Origin of the sequence: Aeromonas sp. R10-2 (assembly GCF_040908445.1) — a bacterium.
Classification (GTDB): domain Bacteria; phylum Pseudomonadota; class Gammaproteobacteria; order Enterobacterales; family Aeromonadaceae; genus Aeromonas; species Aeromonas veronii.
In genome coordinates this window covers 93,299-115,232 of sequence record NZ_JBFODS010000034.1, presented here as the reverse complement: position 1 = coordinate 115,232, position 21,934 = coordinate 93,299, and the positions used below count along the sequence as shown (strand labels likewise).

Sequence of the window (21,934 nt, the reverse complement as noted above, 5' to 3'; positions counted from 1 at the left end):
CGTTGCACATTTAATGGGGACTGCGGGGTTGACCTCCCTGCGGGATTGGATAATCATGCCGCCCGCACAACAGAGGGTTGTGCGAATTATTTGCAGCATCTCGTTAGGCGAGGCTCCTGTATAAACACAGGCCACTGATCTCACGACGTCCAGAGACGCCCAAGATCAGGACAGTTTTCATCGGATTAAGGTGTAAACCCAAGTGGCTTCCGGCATGCCGGATACGTTATACAGTGCTAAAGCTGGTACGTGGGGATGATGACACGCCGAACGGCGTCATTTCCTGCCTATTACTCGTCAATCAAATTGCTGTTTTCTTGTCGTTGCCTCTGGCTATTTCCGGAGGCATTCAGGCTCGCCTGAAATCACATGAGGATATCTGTGATGAAGAAAACACATACCATTCTTAACCGTCACCAACTGCTCGATCTGGCCGCCCTGCAGGGTTGGTTGGAACATAATCTGGATCCGGTTCAGCGCGCCGATCAACTGCTGACCCTGCGTCCGGAAGAGCTCAACTGCATCTTTGATACCCTGCCAATTCCGCAAGGTGCCGAACTGCTCGGTTCACTCTCGGCCGAGAGTGCCGGGCGCCTGTTGCAGCGGCTCCATGGCAGCATCGTCAGCGTGTTGCAGGAGGCCATTCCCCGCCGCGAGATGGTCGCCATCCTGCGCAAACTGAGTCGTCAGGATCGCACCATGTTGCTGGCTCGCTTCCCGACCCAGGCGCAGGCCATGTATTACTCCCTGCTGGATTGGCCCACCGAGTCAGTGGGGGCCAACATGCGCCACGAATATCTGGCGGTGCGGGAGGAGGACACGGTCGGTCACGCCAAACAGCTGATCCACGATGCCTGGGACAATGCCCAGCTGTTTCGCCATATCTATGTGGTCAACGGGGATGGTCGTCTGCAAGGAAGCCTCTCCCTCAAGACCTTGCTGATCGCCGACCCGTTGGCCAGTGTCGCGACCCTGATGGATCGGGAGACTGTGCGGATCAACGCACGAGCCGATCAGGAGCTGGCAGCGCGCCTGCTCATCGACCGCGACCTGTCGGTATTGCCGGTCGAGGATCAGGGGCGACTGGTCGGTATTTTCCACGTCGATGATGCAGCGGATATTCTGGAGCTCGAATCCACCGAGGATGCCGAGATGCAAGGGGGCTCATCACCGCTCGATACCCCTTACTTGCAGGCGACGCCCTGGCAGCTGTGGCGCAAACGGGTGGGCTGGCTGCTCATCCTGTTTGTGGCGGAAGCCTACACCGGCACCGTGCTGCGGGCATTTGAGGAGCAGCTGGAAGCGGCCATCGCGCTGGCTTTCTTTATCCCCTTGCTGATCGGTACTGGTGGTAACAGCGGCACCCAGATCACCACCACCATAGTACGAGCCATGGCGGTCGGGGAGGTGAGTCTGCGCAATCTCGGCACAGTGCTGAAAAAGGAGCTCTCCACCGGTCTGCTTATCTCTGCGGCCATTGCGGTTGCGGCCTGGATCCGGGCCTGGAGCCTGGGGGTCGGCCCCCAGATCGGTATGGTGGTGACCTTTACCATCATCGCCATCGTGCTCTGGAGTGCCACGGTCGCGTCCATTATTCCCATGGTGCTGCGCCGCTTCCGGATTGACCCAGCTGTAGTTTCCGCACCGTTCATCGCGACGCTGGTAGATGGTACCGGCCTTATCATCTACTTCGAGATGGCCAAGTGGTTGTTGCCCGAGTTGCAGTAACGGGCAGATTGATATGCAAAAGGCAGCCAGTGGGCTGCCTTTTGCATTTATCTTTCCGGTTTAGCCGAGCTGGAACAACAGTGGCCAGCCCTGCTCCTGGCAATAACGATGCTCCTTCTCCAGATTCTGCATCAAGAGACGGTTATCCTCGCACCAGTCGATCGGCAGGGTCACGACCAGCTGATCGCCTTGCACTGCGACTTTCCACTCCGGCAGCAGGTTGTCCTGGCGTTTGTGGTGGGCGGCCACCGCGAGGCGCAGGATACGGATGCAGCGCAGCACCGTTTGCAGGTCGTGGTTGGGCAGGGGCGGCAACTCGGAGAGCTTGAGCCCCTTGCGCTGAAAGCGCACCAGCGCGGCCAGCAGGGCCTGATCGTCCTGGTTGAAGCCGGGCAGGTCGGTGTGTTGCAGGATATAGGCGGAGTGGCGATGAATGCCGCTGTAGTTGATGGCAAGGCCGATCTCGTGCAGCCGCGCTGCCCAGCCGAGGATGGCTCGATAGGGCTCTATCTCCATCTGCCAGGGCTCTTGCAAGGCATCAAACAGCGTCAGCACGCTCTGTTCCACCCGGGCGGCCTGCTTTCGGTCCATCCGGTAGTGGGTACCGAGCGCCTGGGCGGTGCGCTCGCGAATATCGTGGTGCTGCAAGCGCTCCTCGAACTCATACAGCAATCCTTCGCGCAGAGCTCCATCGGAGTAGTCGAGCCGCTCGATGGGCAGCGAGGTAAACAGCCCGAGCAGGATGGCCACTGCGGCGGCAAACACCTCCTGACGCTCCTCGGTAAGCCCTGTCAGCTTGAGGTTATCGACTCGCTTGCGCTCAATCATCAGCGCCTTGAGCCGCTCCAGCCCCTCCAGCGTAATGCTGCCGTCAGTCAGCCCTTCGCCTTGCAGTACATCCCGTACCGTACGAATGGAGCCTGAGCTGCCAAGGCAGCTCTGCCAGCCCAGCTTGCGGTACTGGTTGACGATGGGGGCGAGCTGGTGCTGCGCCTCCAGCACGGCATTGGTGAAGTGCTTGTCGTTCAGCTTGCCGCTGGCAAAGAAGCTCTGGGTAAAGCTGACGCAGCCCATCTTGCGACTGGTAAGGGCCTTGTGTTCAAACCCTTCACCGATGATGAGCTCGGTGCTGCCGCCGCCGATATCGATCACCAGTACCTGGCCCTCGATATGCTGGGTATGGGCAACCCCCTGATAGATGAGCCGTGCTTCTTCCTGCCCGCTTATGATCTCAATGGGGTGGTTGAGCACCTTGGCTGCTTCACTCACAAATTCGCGGGCGTTGCTGGCGCGGCGCAGGGTATAGGTACCTGCGATGCGGATCTGATCCGGCTTGATGTTGGTGAGGCGCTCGGCAAACAGCGACAGGCAGGCGAGGCCGCGTTCCATCGCCTCCGGGCTCATCCGCTTCTGCTCATCCATCCCTTCCGCCAGCCGCACCCGCTCCTTGATGCGATCGACGATGCGAAAACGCCCTTCGCTCAGATGGGCGATCACCATGTGAAAACTGTTGGAGCCGAGATCCACGGCGGCATAGAGACTATTGTCCATTGTTTGACTCGATACGTTTGAGATAGTCGTAAATCGCCACCTGAGAGCGGATCTTGCGGCGGTTGCCCCGCTTCACATATTCGTTCTGCTGGTCGGCATCAATGACCCGCGCCTTGCAGGTATCACTCAGTTGTAGCTCGAGAATGTCCATGATGCGCTGCTTGAGGCGCTCATCATAAATGGGGGTGCCCACCTCAATACGGCCGTCGATATTGCGGCTCATCCAGTCGGCGCTGGAGATATAGAGCTGGGGGTTTCCCTTGTTGTGGAACACCATCACCCGCGGGTGCTCGAGGAAGCGGTCTATGATGCTGATCACCTTGATGTTGTCACTGAGGCCCGGTACGCCCGGGCGCAGGGCGCACATGCCACGGATGATCATCTGGATCGGTACTCCCGCCTGCCCGGCGGCATAGAGACGGTTGATGAGATCCTTGTCCACCAGATTGTTGATCTTGAGGATGATGCCGCTCGGCTGGCCCGCCTTGGCGTTGGAGAGCTCGTTGTCGATGAGACGATAGAGCTGACGGCGGCTGTTGATGGGGGAGACCAGCAGGTGGTTGAATTTGTAACGCTTATAGGGGTACTCGATGTATTCAAACACCCCTTCCACTTCGGCGGTGATATCCGGATTGCGGGTCAGCAGCGAGAAGTCGGTGTAGATCTTGGCGGTCTTCTCGTTGAAGTTCCCGGTGCCGATATGGGCGTAGCGCACCGGCTCGCCATTTTCGTGGCGGGTGATGAGGCAGAGCTTGGAGTGGATCTTGAGGCTCGGCACCCCGAACACCACCTTGACCCCGGCATCGGTAAGGATGTTGGCCCAGTCGATGTTGGCCGCCTCGTCGAAACGGGCGCGCAGCTCGACCACCACGGTCACCTTCTTGCCGTTGTTGGCGGCATCGATGAGGGAGTGGATGATCCGCGACTTCTTGGCCACCCGATAAATGTTGATGCGAATGGCGCTCACCGCTGGGTCGAACGCCGCCTGGCGCACCAGCTCGGTGAAGTGGTGGAACTTGTGATACGGGTAGTAGAGCAGGATATCCTGCTTGGTAATCGCATCGAAGGCGTTGACGAAGCCGTCAAAATCGCGGCAATCGAGGGCTGGCAGCTTGGGGTTTTCCAGATAGTCACGACCCACGTTGGGGAAGCCGATGAAATCCTTGAAGTTATGGTAACGCCCACCCGGCATGATGGCGTCGTAGGAGCTGATCTGCAGCTTGAGCTTGAGGAAGCTTATCATGGCAGCGGGCATCTCCCGCTCGTAGACGAAGCGCACCGGCATGGCGGTGAGGCGCTGCTTCAAGCCGTCACTCATCTTGTCCACCAGGCTCAAGTCCAGCTGGTCGGAGAGATCATATTCGGCATCCCGGGTCAGCTTCACCGCATAGGCGGCAATCTCGTCGTAGTCGAAGAAGCCTTTGAAGATCTCGTCGAGGCAGAAGCGGATGACGTTATCCAGAATGATGATCTGCTTCTTGCGGCGGGTCCCTTCCGGCGGCAGCTGGAAGAAGCGGGGCAGGTCGTCGGTCGGCACTTCCACCAGGGCGTACTGGATCACCTGACCGTTCTTCTTCATCTCGATGGCCAGATAGGTGTACTCATCCTTGAGGAATTTGACCGGATTGACCTCTTTGTTGAGCAGGATCGGGATGATGTGACGCAGCACCTTCTCCTTGAAGAAGACCCGCAGCCACTTCTGAATGGCATCGGAGAGCTGGTTCTCGTTGACCAGGAAGATGTTGTGGCGAGCGAGCGCAATCAACAGCTCCTTGTAGGTGTTGTCGAACGCTTCACCGAGCGCCATCACCTTCTGCTGGATGGCACGCAGCAGCACTTTCGCTTCATCGTCGCCACCATGTACTTCATTGATGAGGATGCGACGCTTGACGTCCGATACCCGTACCTTGAAGAACTCATCCTGGTTGGAGGAGAAGATCCCCAGAAAACGAACCCGCTCGATGAGGGGCACCGTCTTGTCCATTGCCTCTTGCAACACCCGTTCATTGAATGAGAGCCAGCTCAGCTCTTTCTCTTCATACTGCTTGTCGGTGCTCATCTTGTGCCTCTGTTTCAGGTCGCGTCTGCGCGGCAGTTATGGCGTTAATATATGACAAATAAATGACAGTATTGTTACTGCTCGCTGAACGCTTCGTCGATGTCGACCACCAGATCGTCGGAGAGGGATTCCAGCGCGGTGATAAGCGTATCCATCGCGAGCCCGTCGGGCAGGGCTACCAGCGCATGGGCATAGAAGAGCGGGGCGCCGGAGTGGGGAGCCGGTTCACAGCCAGTGGTGAGATCGGCCACATTGATCTCGAGCTGACGCAGGATGCTGGCTACTTCATGGACGATGCCGGGGCGGTCGTTGCCGGTCACCGTCATCATGACTTGATGGGCTGGCTCGGTGGTCGGTGTCCCTTCGGCAAAGCTGATGGTCAGGCCCGGTAGCAGGGCTAGCGCTTCGCACAGGCTGCGATAGTGCTCATCGGGGACAGAGACATGGAGGATACCGGCAAACTGTCCCGCCAGTTCGCTCATGGCGCTGCCAAGCCAGTTGCCCTGCTCGCGGCTGATGACTGCTGCCAGACTCTCGACGATCCCGGGTTTGTCTGCACCGATCACGGTGACCACCAATTGCTTTTGCATCCTGCTCTCCTTGAAATGGGATTTCTTGCTCTATCCCTATTGTGCCTGCTGGGACTGGTCATATGAACCCCCGCCTGCTGACAAATAGATAAAAAGACGGGACTTTTCACTTTCTATACACGGGTCTGCTGCCTTGCTCCGTGGCGGCTGTGGTAAAGTGATTCCCCTTTCGTGTCGTGAACTGGATCGTGCTCTCATGAATACCCTTGTCCTATCGGGATTGTTGTTGCTGGCGCTGCTTGTGCTGGCGATCTTCTGGAGCAGAGGCAGACAGCAAAAGCGCCTGCCCTATGATGTGCAGGAGACACTGTTCAGTCCCGCTGAGCGCTCCTTCCTCGGGGTGCTGGATTTGGCGGTGGGTGACAAGGCCCGGGTCTTTGCCAAGGTGCGGGTGGCCGATGTGCTGACGCCGCAGGCCGGGATCGGTAAAAGCAAATGGCAGCAGCACTTCAACAAGATCAGTGCCAAGCATTTTGACTATCTGCTTTGCCACCCCGCGGATCTCTCCTTTATCTGCGCCATCGAACTCGATGACAGCTCCCATCGTCACCAGAAGCGCAAGGCGCGGGATCTCTTTCTGAAAACCGCCTGCGACAGCGCCGGTCTGCCGTTGCTGCAGATCCCGGCAAGTGCCAGCTATCTGGTGGAAGAGCTGCGCGAACAGATCCTGCCGCTGCTGGTCAAAACCAGCGAACCATTGATCGACGATTTGCCGCACGGGGCGCGCCGCGAGCCGACGTTCAACCCTCTGTTGCTGGACGGCGTGGATGTCGGTGCCGGGATGCGTGGCCGCACTCCCCATGCCGAGGCCATCTCGCCTGCGTCGCTCCGCGAGCCCACCATCCAGGCCAACGGGGCGGTGGAGGCGCCGCAGAGTGAGGGTGAACTGGTCGATGGTTTGTTCGCCGATGTAGAGGATGATGAAGAGCACGAGGTACACCACTGCCCTCGTTGTGATGCGCCGCTGGTGGAGCGGGAGGCGAAAAAAGGCCCCCACGCCGGTCGACTCTTTCTTGCTTGCAGCCGTTTTCCCGAGTGTCGTTACGCGGCGCCGCACCATCATAATCGCCACTGAATGCGCTTCACCGTGTCCCATGCTGCCCTCTGACGAGGGCAGTTTTCTTTCCGCTATTGGCGGCGTTTGTTAACGGCGCCAATGCAGAAAATTCCTCGGCAAAATTTATCTAATCTCCCGTTTCTGTCGATACACTTAGCCTGAATACGACAATTTTTGACAATGTGTCGGAATTTTGGCACTTTGTGTGCCTGCAAAAAGACAGTCAGTAGCTGTTTTATCATTAAATAAAACAATAAGTTAGTTCAGGACATCGCGAGGAATGGATATGGTGGAGATGGGCGTGTTGATTGTTGATGCCGATGCGCAGCGGCGCCAACAGTTGGGAACCGTGCTCTCGTTTATGGGGATCCCGTGGCAGGAGGTGGCACAAAGCGATCTGGATGTGGCCATCGAATCCTCCGGTCCGCTGCAAGGGGTGCTGGTGGGTGAGCTGACCGACCGTCCCTTGTCAGAGCTGCTGGCAGCCTTCCCCCGTACCCCCTTCCTCTCGCTGGTTGAGGCCGATCTGCCCAACAGCAACTTTATCGGGGTCGCGCTCTCGCCCTTTACCTATGAATCCCTTACCCGTCATTTGCACTTCTGTCAGGCGTTCGTCTCCTTGCATCCCCGTCAGCAGACCCATGACAAGGGGCAGGCCCTGCTGCGCTTGCTGGTGGGTAAAGGGAAGGGGATCCAGGAGGTACGCCGCCTCATCAGCCAAGTGGCCGAGACCGATGCCAACGTGCTGATCCTCGGGGAGTCTGGCACTGGTAAAGAGGTGGTGGCGCGCGCCATCCACGAACTCTCTTCCCGCAGCAGCGGCCCCTTCGTGCCCATCAACTGCGGCGCCATTCCGGCCGAATTGCTGGAGAGCGAACTGTTTGGCCACGAGAAGGGGGCGTTTACCGGCGCCATCGCGGCCCGTCGCGGTCGCTTCGAGCTGGCGCAGGGGGGCACCCTGTTTCTCGACGAGATCGGCGACATGCCGATGCCGATGCAGGTCAAACTGCTGCGGGTATTGCAGGAGCGGTTGTTCGACCGGGTCGGTGGCGGCAAGCCCATTCAGGCCGATGTGCGCATCATAGCGGCGACCCACCGGGATCTGGAGGCGATGATCCGCACTCAGGGTTTCCGCGAAGATCTCTACTACCGCCTCAACGTCTTCCCCATTGAGACGCCGCCGCTGCGGGATCGCATCGACGATATCCCGCTGCTGCTGCAGGAGCTGCTCAACCGTCATGCCGAGCAGCACCACGGCTTTATCCGGTTGACCCAGCGGGCGCTGGAGTCGCTGATGCAGTACCCCTGGCCTGGCAACGTGCGCGAGCTCTCCAACCTGCTGGAGCGATTGCTGATCCTCTACCCGCACCAGATCGTCGATGTGGCCGATCTGCCGAGCCGTTATCGCCTGCTGCCGAGCGAGCCGCGGGATGAGCGGCTGACCGAGATGGATGAACGGGATGCGCTGGCGGCGGTGTTCCAGGATCCACCCGAGCTGGATCACGCCCTCGCCTCGGCCCGTACCATGCAGCTGCCGGAGGAGGGGGTCAACCTCAAAGAGATGCTGGCCGACCTCGAAGTGGAGCTGATCCGTCAGGCGCTGGAGTCTCAGGACGGGGTGGTGGCCCGCGCCGCCGATCTGCTCGGCATGCGCCGTACCACCCTGGTGGAGAAGATGAAAAAGTACGGGATGAGCAAGGACGTCTGAGGGTCAAAGCCTTGACGCTAATGCGCAATTCATTGTTTTAATCCATATAATTTAGTGGCATGGAAATTGAATGACCTGACCCAATAGCCAGTTTGAGGTCAGGTTTATGACAATCCAGCAGCAGGACATGCCACTCCAGTCCCACGAAGTGAGCCAGCTCTATGCCATCTTCAAGGCGCTCCCCACCGGGGTGTTGCTACTTGACGGGGCAGGGGTGGTCACCCGCGCGAATCCGGCGGCCATCTCCCTGCTGGGGGAGCCACTGGAAGGGGAGCTCTGGCGCCACATCATTGCCCGCTGCTTCGAGCCGCGCGAGGATGATGGCCACGAGATCTCCCTGCGCGACGGGCGCCGGGTGCAGCTCTCGACCCAACCGCTGCCGGATCAGCCCGGCCAGCTGGTCTTTATCAATGACCTGACCGAAACCCGTAAACTGCAAGACCGCATCAACCACATGAAGCGGCTGTCGGCGCTGGGCAATATGGCGGCTTCGCTCGCCCACCAGATCCGCACACCGCTCTCCGCTGCCATGCTTTATGCCGCCAATCTGGCCAACCGCACCCTCAAGCCGGAATCTCGCACTCAGTTTCAGCAAAAGTTGATGGCCCGTTTGCAGGATCTGGAGAAGCAGATCAACGACATCTTGCTGTTTGCCCGCAACGGTGACAATCAGGTGGTCACCCCCATCTCGGTACAAGGGCTGCTGGCCGAAGTGCAGGCCGGTGCCGAGGCCTTCTGTCAGCAACAGGGCTGCGAGCTGCACATGGAGGCGCCAGAGCCCGATCTCTGTCTGCTGGCCAACAGCAGCGCGTTGGCGGGAGCCATCAACAACCTGATTGCCAATGCCCAGCAGGCGGGGGCCACGTCACTCTTGGTCAGCGCGGTGCGCAGCGGTGCCCGGGTGGAGATGCGGGTCATCGATAATGGCAAGGGGATCCCTTCCCATCAGCTCGGTCAGGTATTCGAACCCTTCTTTACCACTCGCTCCCAGGGCACTGGCCTCGGGCTGGCGGTGGTGCAATCTGTAGTGCGTGCCCATCAGGGGGAGGTCGGTGTGGCCTCGGTTCCCGGTGAAGGCACCTGCTTTACTCTGTCGTTCCCCCTGCACCAGCAACCGGTGCAGCTTGGAGGTGTAGCATGACACAGGCCAGGATCCTGGTAGTTGAAGATGACAATGGCCTGCGCGAAGCGCTGGTGGATACCCTTTTGCTCGGCGGTTATGAGTGCCGTGAAGCGGACAGCGGCGAGCGGGCTCTGCTGGCCCTCTCCCGTCAGCCGTTTGACATGGTGATCTCCGATATCCAGATGGGGGGGATGGACGGCCTCACCCTGCTGGCCACCATTCGCCAGCAATATCCGCAGATACCTGTGCTGCTGATGACCGCCTACGCCAACATCGACGGTGCGGTGCGCGCCATGCGTGAAGGGGCCATCGACTATCTGGCCAAGCCATTTTCGCCGGAGGTGCTGCTTAATCAGGTCAGCCGCTATGTGCCCGCCCAGAAGGTGGAGAAACGCGCCGTGGTCTACGGGGATCCGAAAACTGCCGAGCTGTTCCAGCTGGCGACTCGTGTTGCCAGAAGCGAAGCGACCGTGATGGTGACCGGCCCGAGCGGGACGGGTAAAGAGGTGCTGGCCCGTTACATTCATGACAACTCCAGCCGCGCCGAGCAGCCCTTTGTCGCCATCAACTGCGCCGCTATTCCGGAAAACATGCTGGAGGCGACCCTGTTTGGCTACGAGAAGGGGGCGTTTACCGGCGCGGTACAGGGGTGCCCGGGCAAGTTCGAACAGGCGCAGGGAGGCACCCTGCTGCTTGACGAGATCACCGAGATGGATCAGGGGCTGCAAGCCAAATTGCTGCGGGTGTTGCAGGAGAAAGAGGTGGAGCGGCTCGGCAGTCGCAAGATGATCCCGCTGGATGTGCGGGTCATCGCCACCAGCAACCGGGATTTGAAAAAAGCGGTGCAGGATGGCCTGTTCCGCGAAGATCTCTACTATCGCCTCAACGTCTTTCCGCTGCGCTGGTCTGCCCTGTGCGAGCGGCCCGGCGACATTCTGCCGCTGGCGGAGCACCTGCTGGCGCTTCATGCCAGTCAGCAGGGGCTACCGACACCACAGTTGACAGATGCCTCGCGGGATCGGCTGCTGGCCCACCCCTGGCCCGGCAATGTGCGGGAGCTGGACAACGTGGTACAGCGCGCCCTGATCCTCAGCCCGGACGGGGTCATTGATTGTGACCACCTCATTCTGGAGGAGCTGGATGAGCAGGAGATGGAGTTTGTCAGCGTGGAGCGCAGCTATGGTGGCGATCGCCTCGGCAGCGAGCTCAAGCAGCAGGAGCACCAGATTATCCTCGACACCCTGCAAGATTGTAACGGCAGCCGCAAGGCGGTGGCCGACCGACTCGGTATCAGCCCGCGCACCCTGCGCTACAAGCTGGCCCAGATGCGGGAGGCGGGGATCGACCTGCCAGCCTAAGGCATGTAGGGAAACCGCACTGTGTGGGGGCTGTCATGGTCTTGACGGCCCGGCTCGATTATCATGGGGCCCTTGGCGCTTTGAGCCTGGGCCCTGTTTTTATTGGTAAAGCAGGGGACCGAGCCTTAATAAGGGACCCCTATGATCTCTCATCGAAAACTCGAAACCGTACTGAATCATCTGCTCGAACCGCACGCCATCAAGGATTACTGCCCCAACGGCTTGCAAGTGGAGGGGCGCGAGCGCATTCGCAAGGTGGTGACCGGTGTCACCGCCAGTCAGGCGCTTATCGACGCGGCGGTGGCTGCCGAGGCCGATGCCATTCTGGTCCATCACGGCTACTTCTGGAGCGGTGAACCGGCCCAGATCACCGGTATGAAGCAGCGTCGGCTCAAGACCCTGTTGACCCACGATATCAACCTGTTTGCCTACCATTTGCCGCTGGATGTCCATCCCGAGGTGGGCAACAACGCCCAGCTCGCCAAGCTGTTCGATATCAAGGTGCGTCGCGGCCTGGAGCCGTGGAACAGCAAGAGCGTCGCCATGGTGGGCAAGCTGGAAGAGCCGATGAGCGGCCGCGATTTTGCCAAACTGATTGCCGAGCGTCTCGGTCGTGAGCCGCTCCACTGTGGCGACAGCGGCCCCGAGCTTATCCGTTCAGTGGCCTGGTGCACCGGCGGCGGTCAGAGCTACATCAATCTGGCGGCGGAGCAGGGCATCGATGCCTTTATCTCCGGTGAAGCCTCCGAGCAGACCATTCACACCGCCCGCGAGATGGGGATGCACTTCTACGCCGCGGGCCATCACGCCACCGAGCGTTACGGCGTCAAGGCGCTGGGGGAGTGGCTGGCAACTGTGCACGGGCTGGATGTGACCTTTATCGATATCGACAATCCGGTCTAAACCTGTCCACGATCTGGCTACGAAACCGTGATCAAGGCTCATGTGCTGCTCGCTTATGTATACAGCAAAGAGTGCTCACGTATGTCCATACGCTCCGGTTCCTGTGCTGCTCTTCACCTTGTTGACGGTTTCTCGCTGCAGGTCGTGAACAGGTTTAAGCCTGTGCCTGTGGTGGGAAAATTCAGGAAATAAAAAGGAGGCCATCGGCCTAATGCTAGTCAGTTAAGCCTGACTGGCATTGTTTTTATTGGCTTTTTGCACCGTATACTTTTGTGGTCTTGGCTTCACGCAGCGGGGGTAACTCCGCTCCCTTCGCTCCGGCAATACAAACTGCCCCGCCTGCTTATCCAGCTCCGCCACCCGCTTCGGAATACTCCCCGGTGACAGGTACGGCATGCAGCTCAGTTCATGGATGAGGTACACCGATGCCATGTGAAAACTCAGCTGACTTGCCGTGTATCCCTTCAGACTCGCTGCCATCTTTACCATCTGGCTACGCAGCAGGTTGTACGCCAGCAGCACGCCCCACAGCTCTTGCCGTATCCCTGCCGCCTTTTTGCTGCGCAGGAGCCAGTGTTGTTGCAGGCTGTGCTTCATCTCCCGATAGCCCAACTCGATTTCCCAGCGGTGGCTGTAGAGCTCAACGATGTCGGCCCCCGGGAAACGCATCGGGTCGACCATTGAGGTCAATACTTGGCGCGCCTTGCCATTGATGTGTCGGGTCAGCAAGCGGGCTTCCACCGTGTCAGGTAGGTGCGGCCACTTCTTCCTCGCCTGTGGACTGGTTTTGAGACGCACCAGCACATCCTGACGCCCCAGCTTGCGCACCACCTCGTATTGCGTGCCCTTTTTGAGTGGCAGCAGCCAGTGCCGCTCGCAGCCAGCGGTTTGCCAGGCGTGGAGCAGACCGAGAGAGTAAAACCCCTTGTCGAACAGAGTGAGCGAGTGGTCCGGCGTGCGCGCGATGAGTTGCTCGGCCAGTACCATCTCGCAGACGGCGCAGCTCTCCATGACAGCCTGAACAAGCAGGTGGCTGGTCAGCTCCATCTGGCAGAGCATGCGCACCTGCGGATAGGCGGTCTCCCCATGCTGGGTACCGGGCTTGGCAAAGGCGGCGGCATTGTCCGGGGTATCGGGGGTGCGCCACATCACGCCATCAACGGCGAGCAGTTGCAGCCCGGCCCAACCGGGATGATTGGCCTGCTGGTGCCAGAGAGAGGCGGTCTCGTGAAACAGCCGCTCAATGCTCTTGTGGCCAAGCTTTTGGCGAGCTTGCAGGAAGGCGCTGGGGGCGACAAAGGGGCGGTCGCCGGGCAAGAGGATATCGAGCTGATTGACGAGCTGGGTCATGGGGACGTGGCGGAAGATAGCCATGCCGATGATGGCCCAGACCAGACGCTCCATGGGCATGCGGCGGCGACGCAAGGTCACGACATTCTCTTCGGCGAGCAGCGTCGTGATGAGCTCGGGAGGAATGAGGTCGGAGAGTGACTCAAACTGAGCAGCATTGCTGGCGTGGAGGAAGTCGAGAGCGTGAGCGATACGCATAAAAAATCCTAAACCAATCAACAGGTTTCGGATTTTCACACAACAGAAGGATCGGTCAATGGATCCTTAACTGATCGGCATTAGGCCATCGGCCTCCTTTTTCACATTTCGACAAGACGTCTGCTTACTCGCAGGCGTAACCAGCGGGGCCCAGCAGGGCGCCATCCAGGTGCACAGCGCCGTCCACCATCTGCAGCCTGCCTTCGCAGAACCAGCGCACCACCAGAGGGTAGATGCTGTGCTCCTGCGCCTGTACCCGTGCCGCTACCTCGTCCGCCGTGTCCCCTTCAAAGATGGGCACGCTGGCCTGCAGGATAACCGGGCCACCATCTAGCTCTTCGGTGACAAAGTGGACACTGGCGCCGTGTTCACTGTCACCGGCATCTATGGCGCGCTGGTGGGTGTGCAGGCCCTGATACTTGGGCAGCAGGGAGGGGTGGATATTGATCATCCGCCCGGCGAAATGGCGCACCAGATCGCCGCTCAATATCCGCATAAACCCGGCCAGCACCACCAAGTCCGGCTGATAGTCTGCCATCAGCGCCAGCAGGGCGGCGTCGTACTCCTCCCGGCTGGCAAACTGCTGCTGGGCCAGAATGGAGGTCGCCACCCCCGCTTCTTTGGCGCGAACCAGACCATAGGCATCGACCTTGTTGCTGATGACGCCGACCACTTCACCGACAATCTTACCGCTTGCGCAGTGGTCGAGGATCGCCTGCAGGTTGCTGCCGCTGCCGGAGATTAGGACGAGGATCCGCATCATTTGATGACGACCTGCTCCTCACCGTCTGCTGCCTTGGCGATATGACCGATGTGCCATGCGTTCTCGCCTTCCGCTTTGAGCAGGGTCAGCGCCTTCTCCAGCTGATTGGCAGGCAGGGCGATGATCATGCCGACACCGCAGTTGAAGGTGCGATACATCTCGTGACGGGTGACGTTGCCAGCCTGCTGCAGCCAGCTGAACACCGCCGGCCACTGCCAGCTCTGCTCGTCGATCACCGCTTGAGTATTGGCAGGCAATACGCGGGGGATATTCTCCCAGAAGCCGCCACCTGTGATGTGGGAGAGGGCGTGGATCTCGCACTCCTTGATGAGCTTGAGCACAGGTTTCACATAGATGCGGGTCGGCTCCAGCAAGGCATCTGCGAGGGTGCGGTCACCCAGCGGCTGATGCACGTCGGCTTTGGAGACTTCCAGAATTTTACGGATCAGGGAGAAGCCGTTGGAGTGAGGGCCGCTGGCGGCCAGGGCGATCAGGGCATCCCCTTCACCGACCTTGCTACCGTCGATGATTTCGCTCTTCTCCACCACACCGACGCAGAAACCGGCGATGTCGTAGTCTTCCCCTTCATACATACCCGGCATCTCGGCGGTCTCGCCGCCCACCAGGGCACAGCCTGACTGCTCGCAACCGGCACCGATCCCGGTGACCACCGCGGCCGCGGTGTCCACGTCCAGCTTGCCGGTTGCATAGTAGTCGAGGAAGAACAGCGGCTCGGCGCCCTGTACGATCAGGTCATTGACGCACATGGCCACCAAATCGATGCCCACGGTGTCGTGCTTCTTCAGGTCGATGGCCAGCCGCAGCTTGGTGCCCACACCATCGGTACCGGAGACCAGTACCGGCTCCTTGTAGCCCGCAGGGATTTGACACAAGGCCCCAAAGCCGCCAAGACCACCAAGGACTTCAGGACGACGAGTGCGCTTTGACACGCCCTTGATACGTTCAACCAGTGCATTGCCGGCATCGATATCTACGCCAGCATCCTTGTAGCTCAGTGAGGTTTTGTCAGTCACGAGTATTCCCCGTCATGTAAAGAAGTGGAGGGTAAAATTCGGGGCGTATTCTAACAGTGGCGGTGAAAAACCAGAAAGGAAATCGTTTGCGCGTTTTTGCGCGGAAATGCTCTACAAGCGGTGGCTTTTGTTGTATGATTCCGCGATTTTTTTGCGGCAGGTTAGAGGAGATAATAATGAAAGTCGTTGAAGTCAAACACCCCCTGGTCAAACACAAGATCGGTCTGATGCGTGAAGGCGATATCAGCACCAAGCGTTTCCGTGAACTGGCCAAAGAAGTGGGCAGTTTGTTGACCTATGAAGCGACCTCTGACTTCGAAACCGAGAAGGTTATCATCGATGGCTGGAATGGGCCAGTAGAAGTTGACCAGATCAAAGGCAAGAAGGTAACCGTCGTACCCATCCTGCGTGCCGGCCTTGGCATGATGGATGGCGTGCTGGAGCACATGCCGAGTGCCCGCGTCAGCGTGGTCGGTATCTACCGCGATGAAGAGACCCTGCAACCGGTTCCCTATTTCGAGAAGATCGTCAGCAACATCGAAGAGCGTCTGGCGCTGGTCATCGATCCGATGCTGGCCACCGGTGGTTCCATGATCGCTACCATCGATCTGCTGAAGAAGAAAGGCTGCCAATCCATCAAGGTGCTGGTACTGGTTGCCGCGCCGGAAGGGATCAAGGCGCTGGAAGCCGCTCACCCCGACGTAGAGCTCTACTGCGCTTCTGTCGACCAGGGGCTGAACGAGAAAGGCTACATCGTGCCGGGTCTGGGCGATGCAGGCGACAAGATCTTCGGTACCAAATAAGTTTATGCCTTGACCTGCTTCCCATGTGGAAGGGGTGATCGGAGCCGGCGCATCGCCGGCTCTGCTGTTTGTGGCCGCTTGTGCCAGCCTTGCCGCAGGACGCGCCTTGCCGCTACCATAAGCACACTCTCCCATTTCGAGACTCTGTTCATGTTCAAACGTGTTGTGACCGCCCTCTGCTGCGGCTTGTCATTCATGGCCTCGGCCGCTCAGGTGACCGACCTCTATCAGGGCAAGGCCCCGACCAGTGGTGACATGGTGGCCGCTCAGGGGCAGGCACTGGGTCAGGTGCTGATCAAGGTGACCGGCAAGCGTGACATCCTCACCCAGCCGGTGGTGGTCAAGGCGCTGGCGGCCCCGGGCGACTATGTCAAAAGCTATGGTTATCAGGATCAGGACTCCGTCAAGTATCTGAAAGCCGAGTTCAAGAGTGACAAGGTCAACAGCCTGGTTTCCGAGAGCCAGTTTGCCCTGCTTGGCCCGGCTCGTCCCCAAATGGCCATCTGGCTGGTGGTGGATCAGGGTGAGCGTCGCTTGCTGGCGGATCAATCCAGCGATGGTTGGGCGCAAGCCTTGCGCGAGCAGGCCCAGATGCTGGGGCTGCCCATCAGCATTCCGCTGATGGATCTCGATGACAACATGGCGGTCAGTGCCACCGACGTCTGGGGACGCTTTGCCGACCCGATTTTGCAGGCAAGCCAGCGCTATGGCGCCGAGATGGTGGTGCTGGGCAAGCTGACACCGGAAGGTGACAAGTGGAGCATCGATTGGGGACTCTACGGCCCCAAAGCGGCCGGTGAAGTGACCGAGCTGACCCGTGGCAATAGCACCGGCACTCAGGCCGAAGTGGCGCAAGGGCTTGCCGATACCCTGGCGGCCTGGCTGGTGAAAAACTACGGTGCTCGCATTTCGGGTCCGGCAACCAGCCAGACCCTGGTGGTGGATGGCCTCTCCGAAGTGGACAGCATGATCGCCGTGCAGAAGATGCTGCAGGGGATGGCCAACGTCAGCAAGGTGGCGATCGGCAAGCTGGAGGGGGACCAGGTCACCTTCAACTTTACCCTGCAAGGGGATCAGGCCGAACTGGTGCGGGCGCTGCAACTTGAGAGTCGTTTGCGCAAGGTTGACGATAATGGCAGCGGTTTGTGTTACCAATGGTCGCAGCCCTGATTTTATAAGGCTTTTGTAGACCGCCCGGCCTGTCCGGGCGGTTCTCTATCTGCCTTTGCGATGATACACTTAGCCACAAATGTCACAGTCAAAGCCCAACGAGTGAAGCAACCGGCCCAACTGTCTTTAGCCGTACAACTACCGGATGATGAAACCTTCGTCAGTTTTTATCCCGGCACCAATGCTCATCTGATCACCGCCCTCAAGAATGCGGCCATCGGTCAGGGATCGCCTTTCCTCTATTTCTGGGGAGCCAAGGGATCCGGACGCTCTCATCTGCTCCACGCCACCTGTGCCGAGGTCAACGCCCGCGATGCGGCGGCGGCCTATCTTTCTCTCGATCAGTTTGAACAGCTCGACCCCAGCATGCTCGATGCCCTCGAAAGCCTGCCGCTGGTCTGTCTCGACAGCCTTGAGGCGATCGCCGGCAATGCCGTGTGGGAGCGGGCCCTGTTCGATTTCTACAACCGCTGGCAGGAGAAGGGCGAGGGGACGCTGGTGGTCACCGGCTGCAGCGCACCGCGCAAACTGGGACTGCAACTGCCGGATCTCGCTTCGCGCCTCGACTGGGGTGTCAGTTTCCATCTCGAAGAGCTGGATGATGAAGGCAAGCTCAGTGCCCTGCAGCTGCGTGCCGAGCTGCGGGGCTTCAAATTGCCCATCGATGTGGGCCGCTTCCTGCTCAACCGACTCTCCCGCGATATGCGCACCCTGCTCACCACCCTCAATCAGCTCGACAACGCCTCATTTCGCGCCAAGCGCAAGCTGACCATTCCCTTTGTCAAAGAGATCCTCGAGCTCTGATCCTCTCTGCGGTGTGCGGTTGTGGCCTGACTTTCGTTTGAATGGCAGATAAAAAGAAACCCCGGCTTCAGGCCGGGGTTTTGCTATTTCAAGGCAGCTCTCTTATTAGTGGAACTGATCTTCTTCGGTGGAGCCGGTCAGCGCGGTGACCGAGGATTGGCCACCCTGAATGACGGTGGTCACCTTGTCGAAGTAACCGGTACCGACCTCCTGCTGGTGGGCTACGAAGGTGTAGCCACGGCTGGCGGCGGCAAATTCCGGCTCCTGCACCATCTCGACGTAGTGCTTCATCCCTTCGCCACGGGCGTACTGGTAGGCCAGTTCGTACATGTGGAACCACATGTTGTGGATACCCGCGAGGGTGATGAACTGGTACTTGTAGCCCATGTCGGAGAGCGCCTGCTGGAAGCGGGCGATGGTGGCATCGTCCAGATTCTTCTTCCAGTTGAAGCTCGGGGAGCAGTTGTAGGCCAAGATGCGATCCGGGAACTTGGCCTTGATCGCTTCGGCAAATTTACGCGCTTCGTCCAGATCCGGCTTGGCGGTTTCACACCACACCATGTCAGCGTAGGGGGCGTAAGCCAGACCGCGAGCGATGGCCTGATCGATACCAGCACGCACCTTGTAGAACCCTTCAGCTGTGCGCTCGCCAGTCAGGAAGTCTGCATCGTACGGGTCGGCGTCGGTGGTCAACAGGTCAGCGGCGTTGGCGTCGGTACGGGCGATCACCAGGGTGGTGGTGCCGCACACATCAGCTGCCAGACGGGCAGCAACCAGCTTCTGCACCGCTTCCTGAGTCGGTACCAGCACCTTGCCACCCATATGGCCGCACTTCTTGACGGAAGCGAGCTGATCTTCGAAGTGCACGCCAGCGGCGCCCGCTTCAATCATTCCCTTCATCAGTTCGAAGGCGTTCAATACGCCACCGAAACCGGCTTCCGCATCGGCCACGATCGGCAGGAAGTAGTCGATAAAACCCTCATCCTGCGGCCCGACCTTGTTGGCCCACTGGATCTGGTCGGCACGGGCGAAGGAGTTGTTGATGCGCTCCACCACGGACGGTACGGAGTTGGCCGGGTAGAGGGACTGATCTGGATACATGGTGGAGGACAAGTTGTTGTCCGCCGCCACCTGCCAGCCGGAGAGGTAGATCGCCTCGATCCCCGCCTTGGCTTGCTGTACTGCCTGACCGCCGGTCAGGGCGCCGAGGCAGTTGACGTAGCCTTTCTTGGCGTCGCCGTGGATCAGGCCCCACAGCTTGTCGGCACCGCGCTGAGCCAGGGTGTGAACCGGCTGCAAGCTGCCGCGCAGGTTTACCACATCTTCGGCGCTGTAGCCGCGCTTGATCCCTTTCCAGCGGGGGTTTTCCGCCCAGTCTTTCTCGATAGCCTGGATCTGTTGCTCACGGGTCAGTGCCATATCAGTTCCCTCTTTCATTGATTTCACGTTTCCATTGACTTGTTATTGGCGAGCCCCGCTGGGGGCCCGTGATTCAGAGCCGCTCGTAACCGGGCAGCGTCAGAAAATCGATCAGGGTGTCGGCGCAGGTGATCTCTTCCATCAGCTCGCTCGCCTCGGCAAAGCGTCCTGCCTGCCAGCGTGCGGCGCCCACCTCGGCTTTGACCACCTCCAGCTCCTCGGCCAGCATCTGGCGGAACAGCTCTTTGGTCACCACCTTGCCATTCGACAGACTCTTGCCGTGGCGGATCCACTGCCAGATGGAGGTGCGGGAGATCTCGGCGGTGGCGGCATCTTCCATCAGACCGTAGATGGGCACGCAGCCGTTGCCGTTGATCCAGGCCTCCAGATATTGCAGGGCGACCCGGATATTGGTGCGCATCCCCGCCTCGGTGCGCTCGCCCTCACAGGGTGCCAGCAGGTCGGCGGCGGTGAGGGGGGCATCCTGCTCACGCAGTACGCCGATCTGGTTCTTGGCGCCAGCCGCAATGGTGGCGTTGAACACCGCCATGGCGGTATCAGCGAGGCCCGGGTGGGCGACCCAGGTACCATCGTGGCCGTTGTTGGCTTCGCGCTCCTTGTCGGCCTTGACCTTGGCGAAGACCTGCTCGTTGACGGCAGCGTCCTTGGCCGGAATAAAGGCGGCCATGCCACCCATCGCCAGCGCACCGCGCTTGTGACAGGTCTTGATCAGCAGCCGCGAGTAGGCGGAGAGGAACGGCTTGTCCATGGTTACCACCTGACGATCAGGCAGCACCCGATCCGGATGGTTCTTCAAGGTTTTGATATAGCTGAAGATGTAGTCCCAGCGGCCGCAGTTGAGGGCGACGATGTGATCCTTCATCTGATAGAGCAGCTCATCCATCTCGAACACGGCCGGCAGGGTTTCAATCAGCACGGTGGCCTTGATGGTGCCGCGGGGCAGGCCGAACTTGTCCTCGGTCCAGGCGAACACCTCGCTCCACCAACGCCCTTCCAGATGGCTCTGCAACTTGGGCACGTAGAAGTAGGGGCCGGAGCCTTTGGCCAGCAGCGCCTGATAGTTGTGCAGGAAGTAGAGGGCAAAATCGAAGAGGCCACCGGGGATGGGCTCGCCATCGAAGGTGACATGTTTTTCCGGCAGGTGCAGACCGCGCACCCGGCAGATGAGGACGGCCGGATCGGCGTTCAGGGTATAGGCCTTCCCTTCCGGACTGGTGTAGGAGATGGTGCCGTTGACCGCATCGCGCAGGTTGATTTGGCCCTCGATCACCTTGTTCCAGGCGGGGGCCAGTGAGTCCTCGAAGTCCGCCATGAACACCTTGACGTTGGCGTTGAGGGCGTTGATCACCATCTTGCGCTCGACCGGGCCGGTGATCTCCACACGGCGGTCTTGCAGGTCGGCGGGAATGCCGCGAATGGTCCAGTCACCTTCACGTATGTGGGCGGTTTCCGGCAGGAAGTCCGGCAGCTCGCCGCCGTCGATACGGGCCTGGCGTGCCACACGTTGTTTCAGCAATTCCCCTCTTTGGGGAGCAAAACGTTCCACCAGTTCGGAGACCAGAGCCACCGCGTCCGGCGTCAGAATTTGCGCGTATTCGGGTAGCATCTCGCCTTGGATGCGAAGGCGGGCGCTGCAGTGGGTCTGAGCCGGTGCCGACATAAGGTTCACTCCTTTGAGAATTACATTTTGAACTTACTAACTACGACTAAAGTCGAATCCCTGTTCCTGAAACGTTCCCGCAACAACGGGGTAACACGATTGATAAGGTGCGAAATATTGTTGAATACGTCAACAGTTTTTTTTAAACGCCTGTTTTTTCGATATGGTTAAGTTTATGTTTTTTATTGCTTTATTTGGTTGGTATAAAAGCTCTACGCAGATGGTTATGCTCCTGCTTTTTCCCATCGGACAACGGCTAATTTGGGCCGTTACCCTGAGCCTCGTTCTGTAACTTATTACGTAATAAAATTACAAATGCAAAAACAAATCCCGACCTAACTCCAGGCTTTGCCAAAACAGCCGTATAAAGTGCGTTTGAATGTGACAATGAATGTTTTGCTATTGCTAGACCTAGTTAGTGAACGTGCGTTTTAAACTTGGCTTGGTGATGCAGGCTCTGTTGGCACCAGCGGTTGCAACGATGGAAAGTGAAGCGCAATAACGTAGGTTTGTATCAATTGTCGGGGGGGATGCTGGAGAGGGAAGGGGGAGACGCATCAGTCAATAATACTGCCATCTTTGATAGAATTAGCAGTTTGTCGTTTTTTGCAGATTTCTCGCCAAGGGTGTGAAAC

At 59.2% G+C, this 21,934-nt stretch carries 17 protein-coding genes and 1 riboswitch; of the genes, 9 read left to right on the top strand and 8 right to left on the bottom strand.

Going from position 1 to position 21,934, the window contains the following annotated elements:
• Positions 1-92 precede the first annotated feature (92 nt).
• Positions 93-262, top strand: a riboswitch (M-box (ykoK) riboswitch).
• Between the two features lie 122 nt (positions 263-384).
• Positions 385-1,728: a magnesium transporter gene (mgtE, locus tag AB5Y97_RS08360; protein ID WP_368157555.1), complete on the top strand. Its 1,344-nt coding sequence runs from the start codon at positions 385-387 to the stop codon at positions 1,726-1,728.
• 60 nt (positions 1,729-1,788) lie between these two features.
• On the opposite strand, the gene ppx is transcribed toward mgtE, so the two are convergent.
• From ppx to AB5Y97_RS08345, 3 genes are all read right to left on the bottom strand, one after another.
• Complete coding sequence (gene ppx, locus AB5Y97_RS08355; protein ID WP_368157553.1) at positions 1,789-3,279, bottom strand: exopolyphosphatase; 1,491 nt, start codon at positions 3,277-3,279, stop codon at positions 1,789-1,791.
• Entirely contained in the window at positions 3,269-5,338 is a 2,070-nt protein-coding gene (gene ppk1, locus AB5Y97_RS08350) for a polyphosphate kinase 1 (protein WP_101529450.1), read from the bottom strand. The genes ppx and ppk1 overlap by 11 nt, the downstream gene beginning before the upstream one ends.
• A 74-nt stretch (positions 5,339-5,412) precedes the next feature.
• Positions 5,413-5,928 (bottom strand): glycine cleavage system protein R, encoded by a 516-nt coding sequence (locus AB5Y97_RS08345; protein ID WP_005350673.1) that lies wholly within the window; start codon positions 5,926-5,928, stop codon positions 5,413-5,415.
• A gap of 196 nt (positions 5,929-6,124) precedes the next feature.
• Here AB5Y97_RS08345 and AB5Y97_RS08340 point away from each other — a divergent pair, with 196 nt between their 5' ends.
• The 5 genes from AB5Y97_RS08340 to AB5Y97_RS08320 all read left to right on the top strand — a co-directional run bounded on the left by AB5Y97_RS08340 (position 6,125) and on the right by AB5Y97_RS08320 (position 12,077).
• Complete coding sequence (locus AB5Y97_RS08340; protein WP_064338287.1) at positions 6,125-7,003, top strand: DUF2726 domain-containing protein; 879 nt, start codon at positions 6,125-6,127, stop codon at positions 7,001-7,003.
• A gap of 268 nt (positions 7,004-7,271) precedes the next feature.
• Complete coding sequence (locus tag AB5Y97_RS08335) at positions 7,272-8,693, top strand: sigma-54 dependent transcriptional regulator (RefSeq protein ID WP_031227792.1); 1,422 nt, start codon at positions 7,272-7,274, stop codon at positions 8,691-8,693.
• Positions 8,694-8,799: 106 nt separating this feature from the next.
• Entirely contained in the window at positions 8,800-9,834 is a 1,035-nt protein-coding gene (locus tag AB5Y97_RS08330; RefSeq protein ID WP_005334126.1) for a PAS domain-containing sensor histidine kinase, read from the top strand.
• Positions 9,831-11,174: a sigma-54 dependent transcriptional regulator gene (locus AB5Y97_RS08325; protein WP_110302912.1), complete on the top strand. Its 1,344-nt coding sequence runs from the start codon at positions 9,831-9,833 to the stop codon at positions 11,172-11,174. The genes AB5Y97_RS08330 and AB5Y97_RS08325 overlap by 4 nt, the downstream gene beginning before the upstream one ends.
• Before the next feature lie 141 nt (positions 11,175-11,315).
• A complete protein-coding gene (locus AB5Y97_RS08320) occupies positions 11,316-12,077 on the top strand; it encodes a Nif3-like dinuclear metal center hexameric protein (RefSeq protein WP_368157549.1) in 762 nt (253 codons plus the stop codon).
• 222 nt (positions 12,078-12,299) lie between these two features.
• Here the strand turns inward: AB5Y97_RS08320 and AB5Y97_RS08315 are convergent, their stop codons facing one another.
• The 3 genes from AB5Y97_RS08315 to purM form a co-directional block, all read right to left on the bottom strand.
• Positions 12,300-13,625 carry an IS4 family transposase gene (locus AB5Y97_RS08315; RefSeq protein WP_368157547.1) on the bottom strand — a complete coding sequence of 442 codons (1,326 nt, stop codon included), beginning with the start codon at positions 13,623-13,625 and terminating at the stop codon, positions 12,300-12,302.
• Between the two features lie 124 nt (positions 13,626-13,749).
• The gene (gene purN, locus AB5Y97_RS08310; RefSeq protein ID WP_368157545.1) at positions 13,750-14,388 is read right to left on the bottom strand and encodes a phosphoribosylglycinamide formyltransferase; all 639 of its coding nucleotides are present in this window, start codon (positions 14,386-14,388) and stop codon (positions 13,750-13,752) included.
• Positions 14,385-15,422, bottom strand: a complete 1,038-nt coding sequence (gene purM, locus AB5Y97_RS08305; protein ID WP_042080181.1) for a phosphoribosylformylglycinamidine cyclo-ligase — start codon at positions 15,420-15,422, stop codon at positions 14,385-14,387. Before purM ends, purN begins: the two co-directional genes overlap by 4 nt.
• Before the next feature lie 176 nt (positions 15,423-15,598).
• Here purM and upp point away from each other — a divergent pair, with 176 nt between their 5' ends.
• The 3 genes from upp to hda all read left to right on the top strand — a co-directional run bounded on the left by upp (position 15,599) and on the right by hda (position 18,199).
• The gene (gene upp, locus AB5Y97_RS08300; RefSeq protein WP_005334115.1) at positions 15,599-16,225 is read left to right on the top strand and encodes a uracil phosphoribosyltransferase; all 627 of its coding nucleotides are present in this window, start codon (positions 15,599-15,601) and stop codon (positions 16,223-16,225) included.
• A 150-nt stretch (positions 16,226-16,375) separates the two neighbouring features.
• Positions 16,376-17,395: a DUF2066 domain-containing protein gene (locus AB5Y97_RS08295; RefSeq protein ID WP_274160370.1), complete on the top strand. Its 1,020-nt coding sequence runs from the start codon at positions 16,376-16,378 to the stop codon at positions 17,393-17,395.
• A 102-nt stretch (positions 17,396-17,497) separates the two neighbouring features.
• On the top strand, positions 17,498-18,199 hold the full coding sequence (hda, locus tag AB5Y97_RS08290; protein WP_021231044.1) for a DnaA inactivator Hda: 702 nt from the start codon (positions 17,498-17,500) through the stop codon (positions 18,197-18,199).
• Between the two features lie 105 nt (positions 18,200-18,304).
• On the opposite strand, the gene aceA is transcribed toward hda, so the two are convergent.
• Complete coding sequence (aceA, locus tag AB5Y97_RS08285; protein ID WP_088869417.1) at positions 18,305-19,618, bottom strand: isocitrate lyase; 1,314 nt, start codon at positions 19,616-19,618, stop codon at positions 18,305-18,307.
• A gap of 73 nt (positions 19,619-19,691) precedes the next feature.
• Positions 19,692-21,299, bottom strand: coding sequence for a malate synthase A (gene aceB / locus AB5Y97_RS08280; protein ID WP_274160371.1), 1,608 nt, complete (start codon positions 21,297-21,299; stop codon positions 19,692-19,694).
• Positions 21,300-21,934 lie beyond the last annotated feature (635 nt).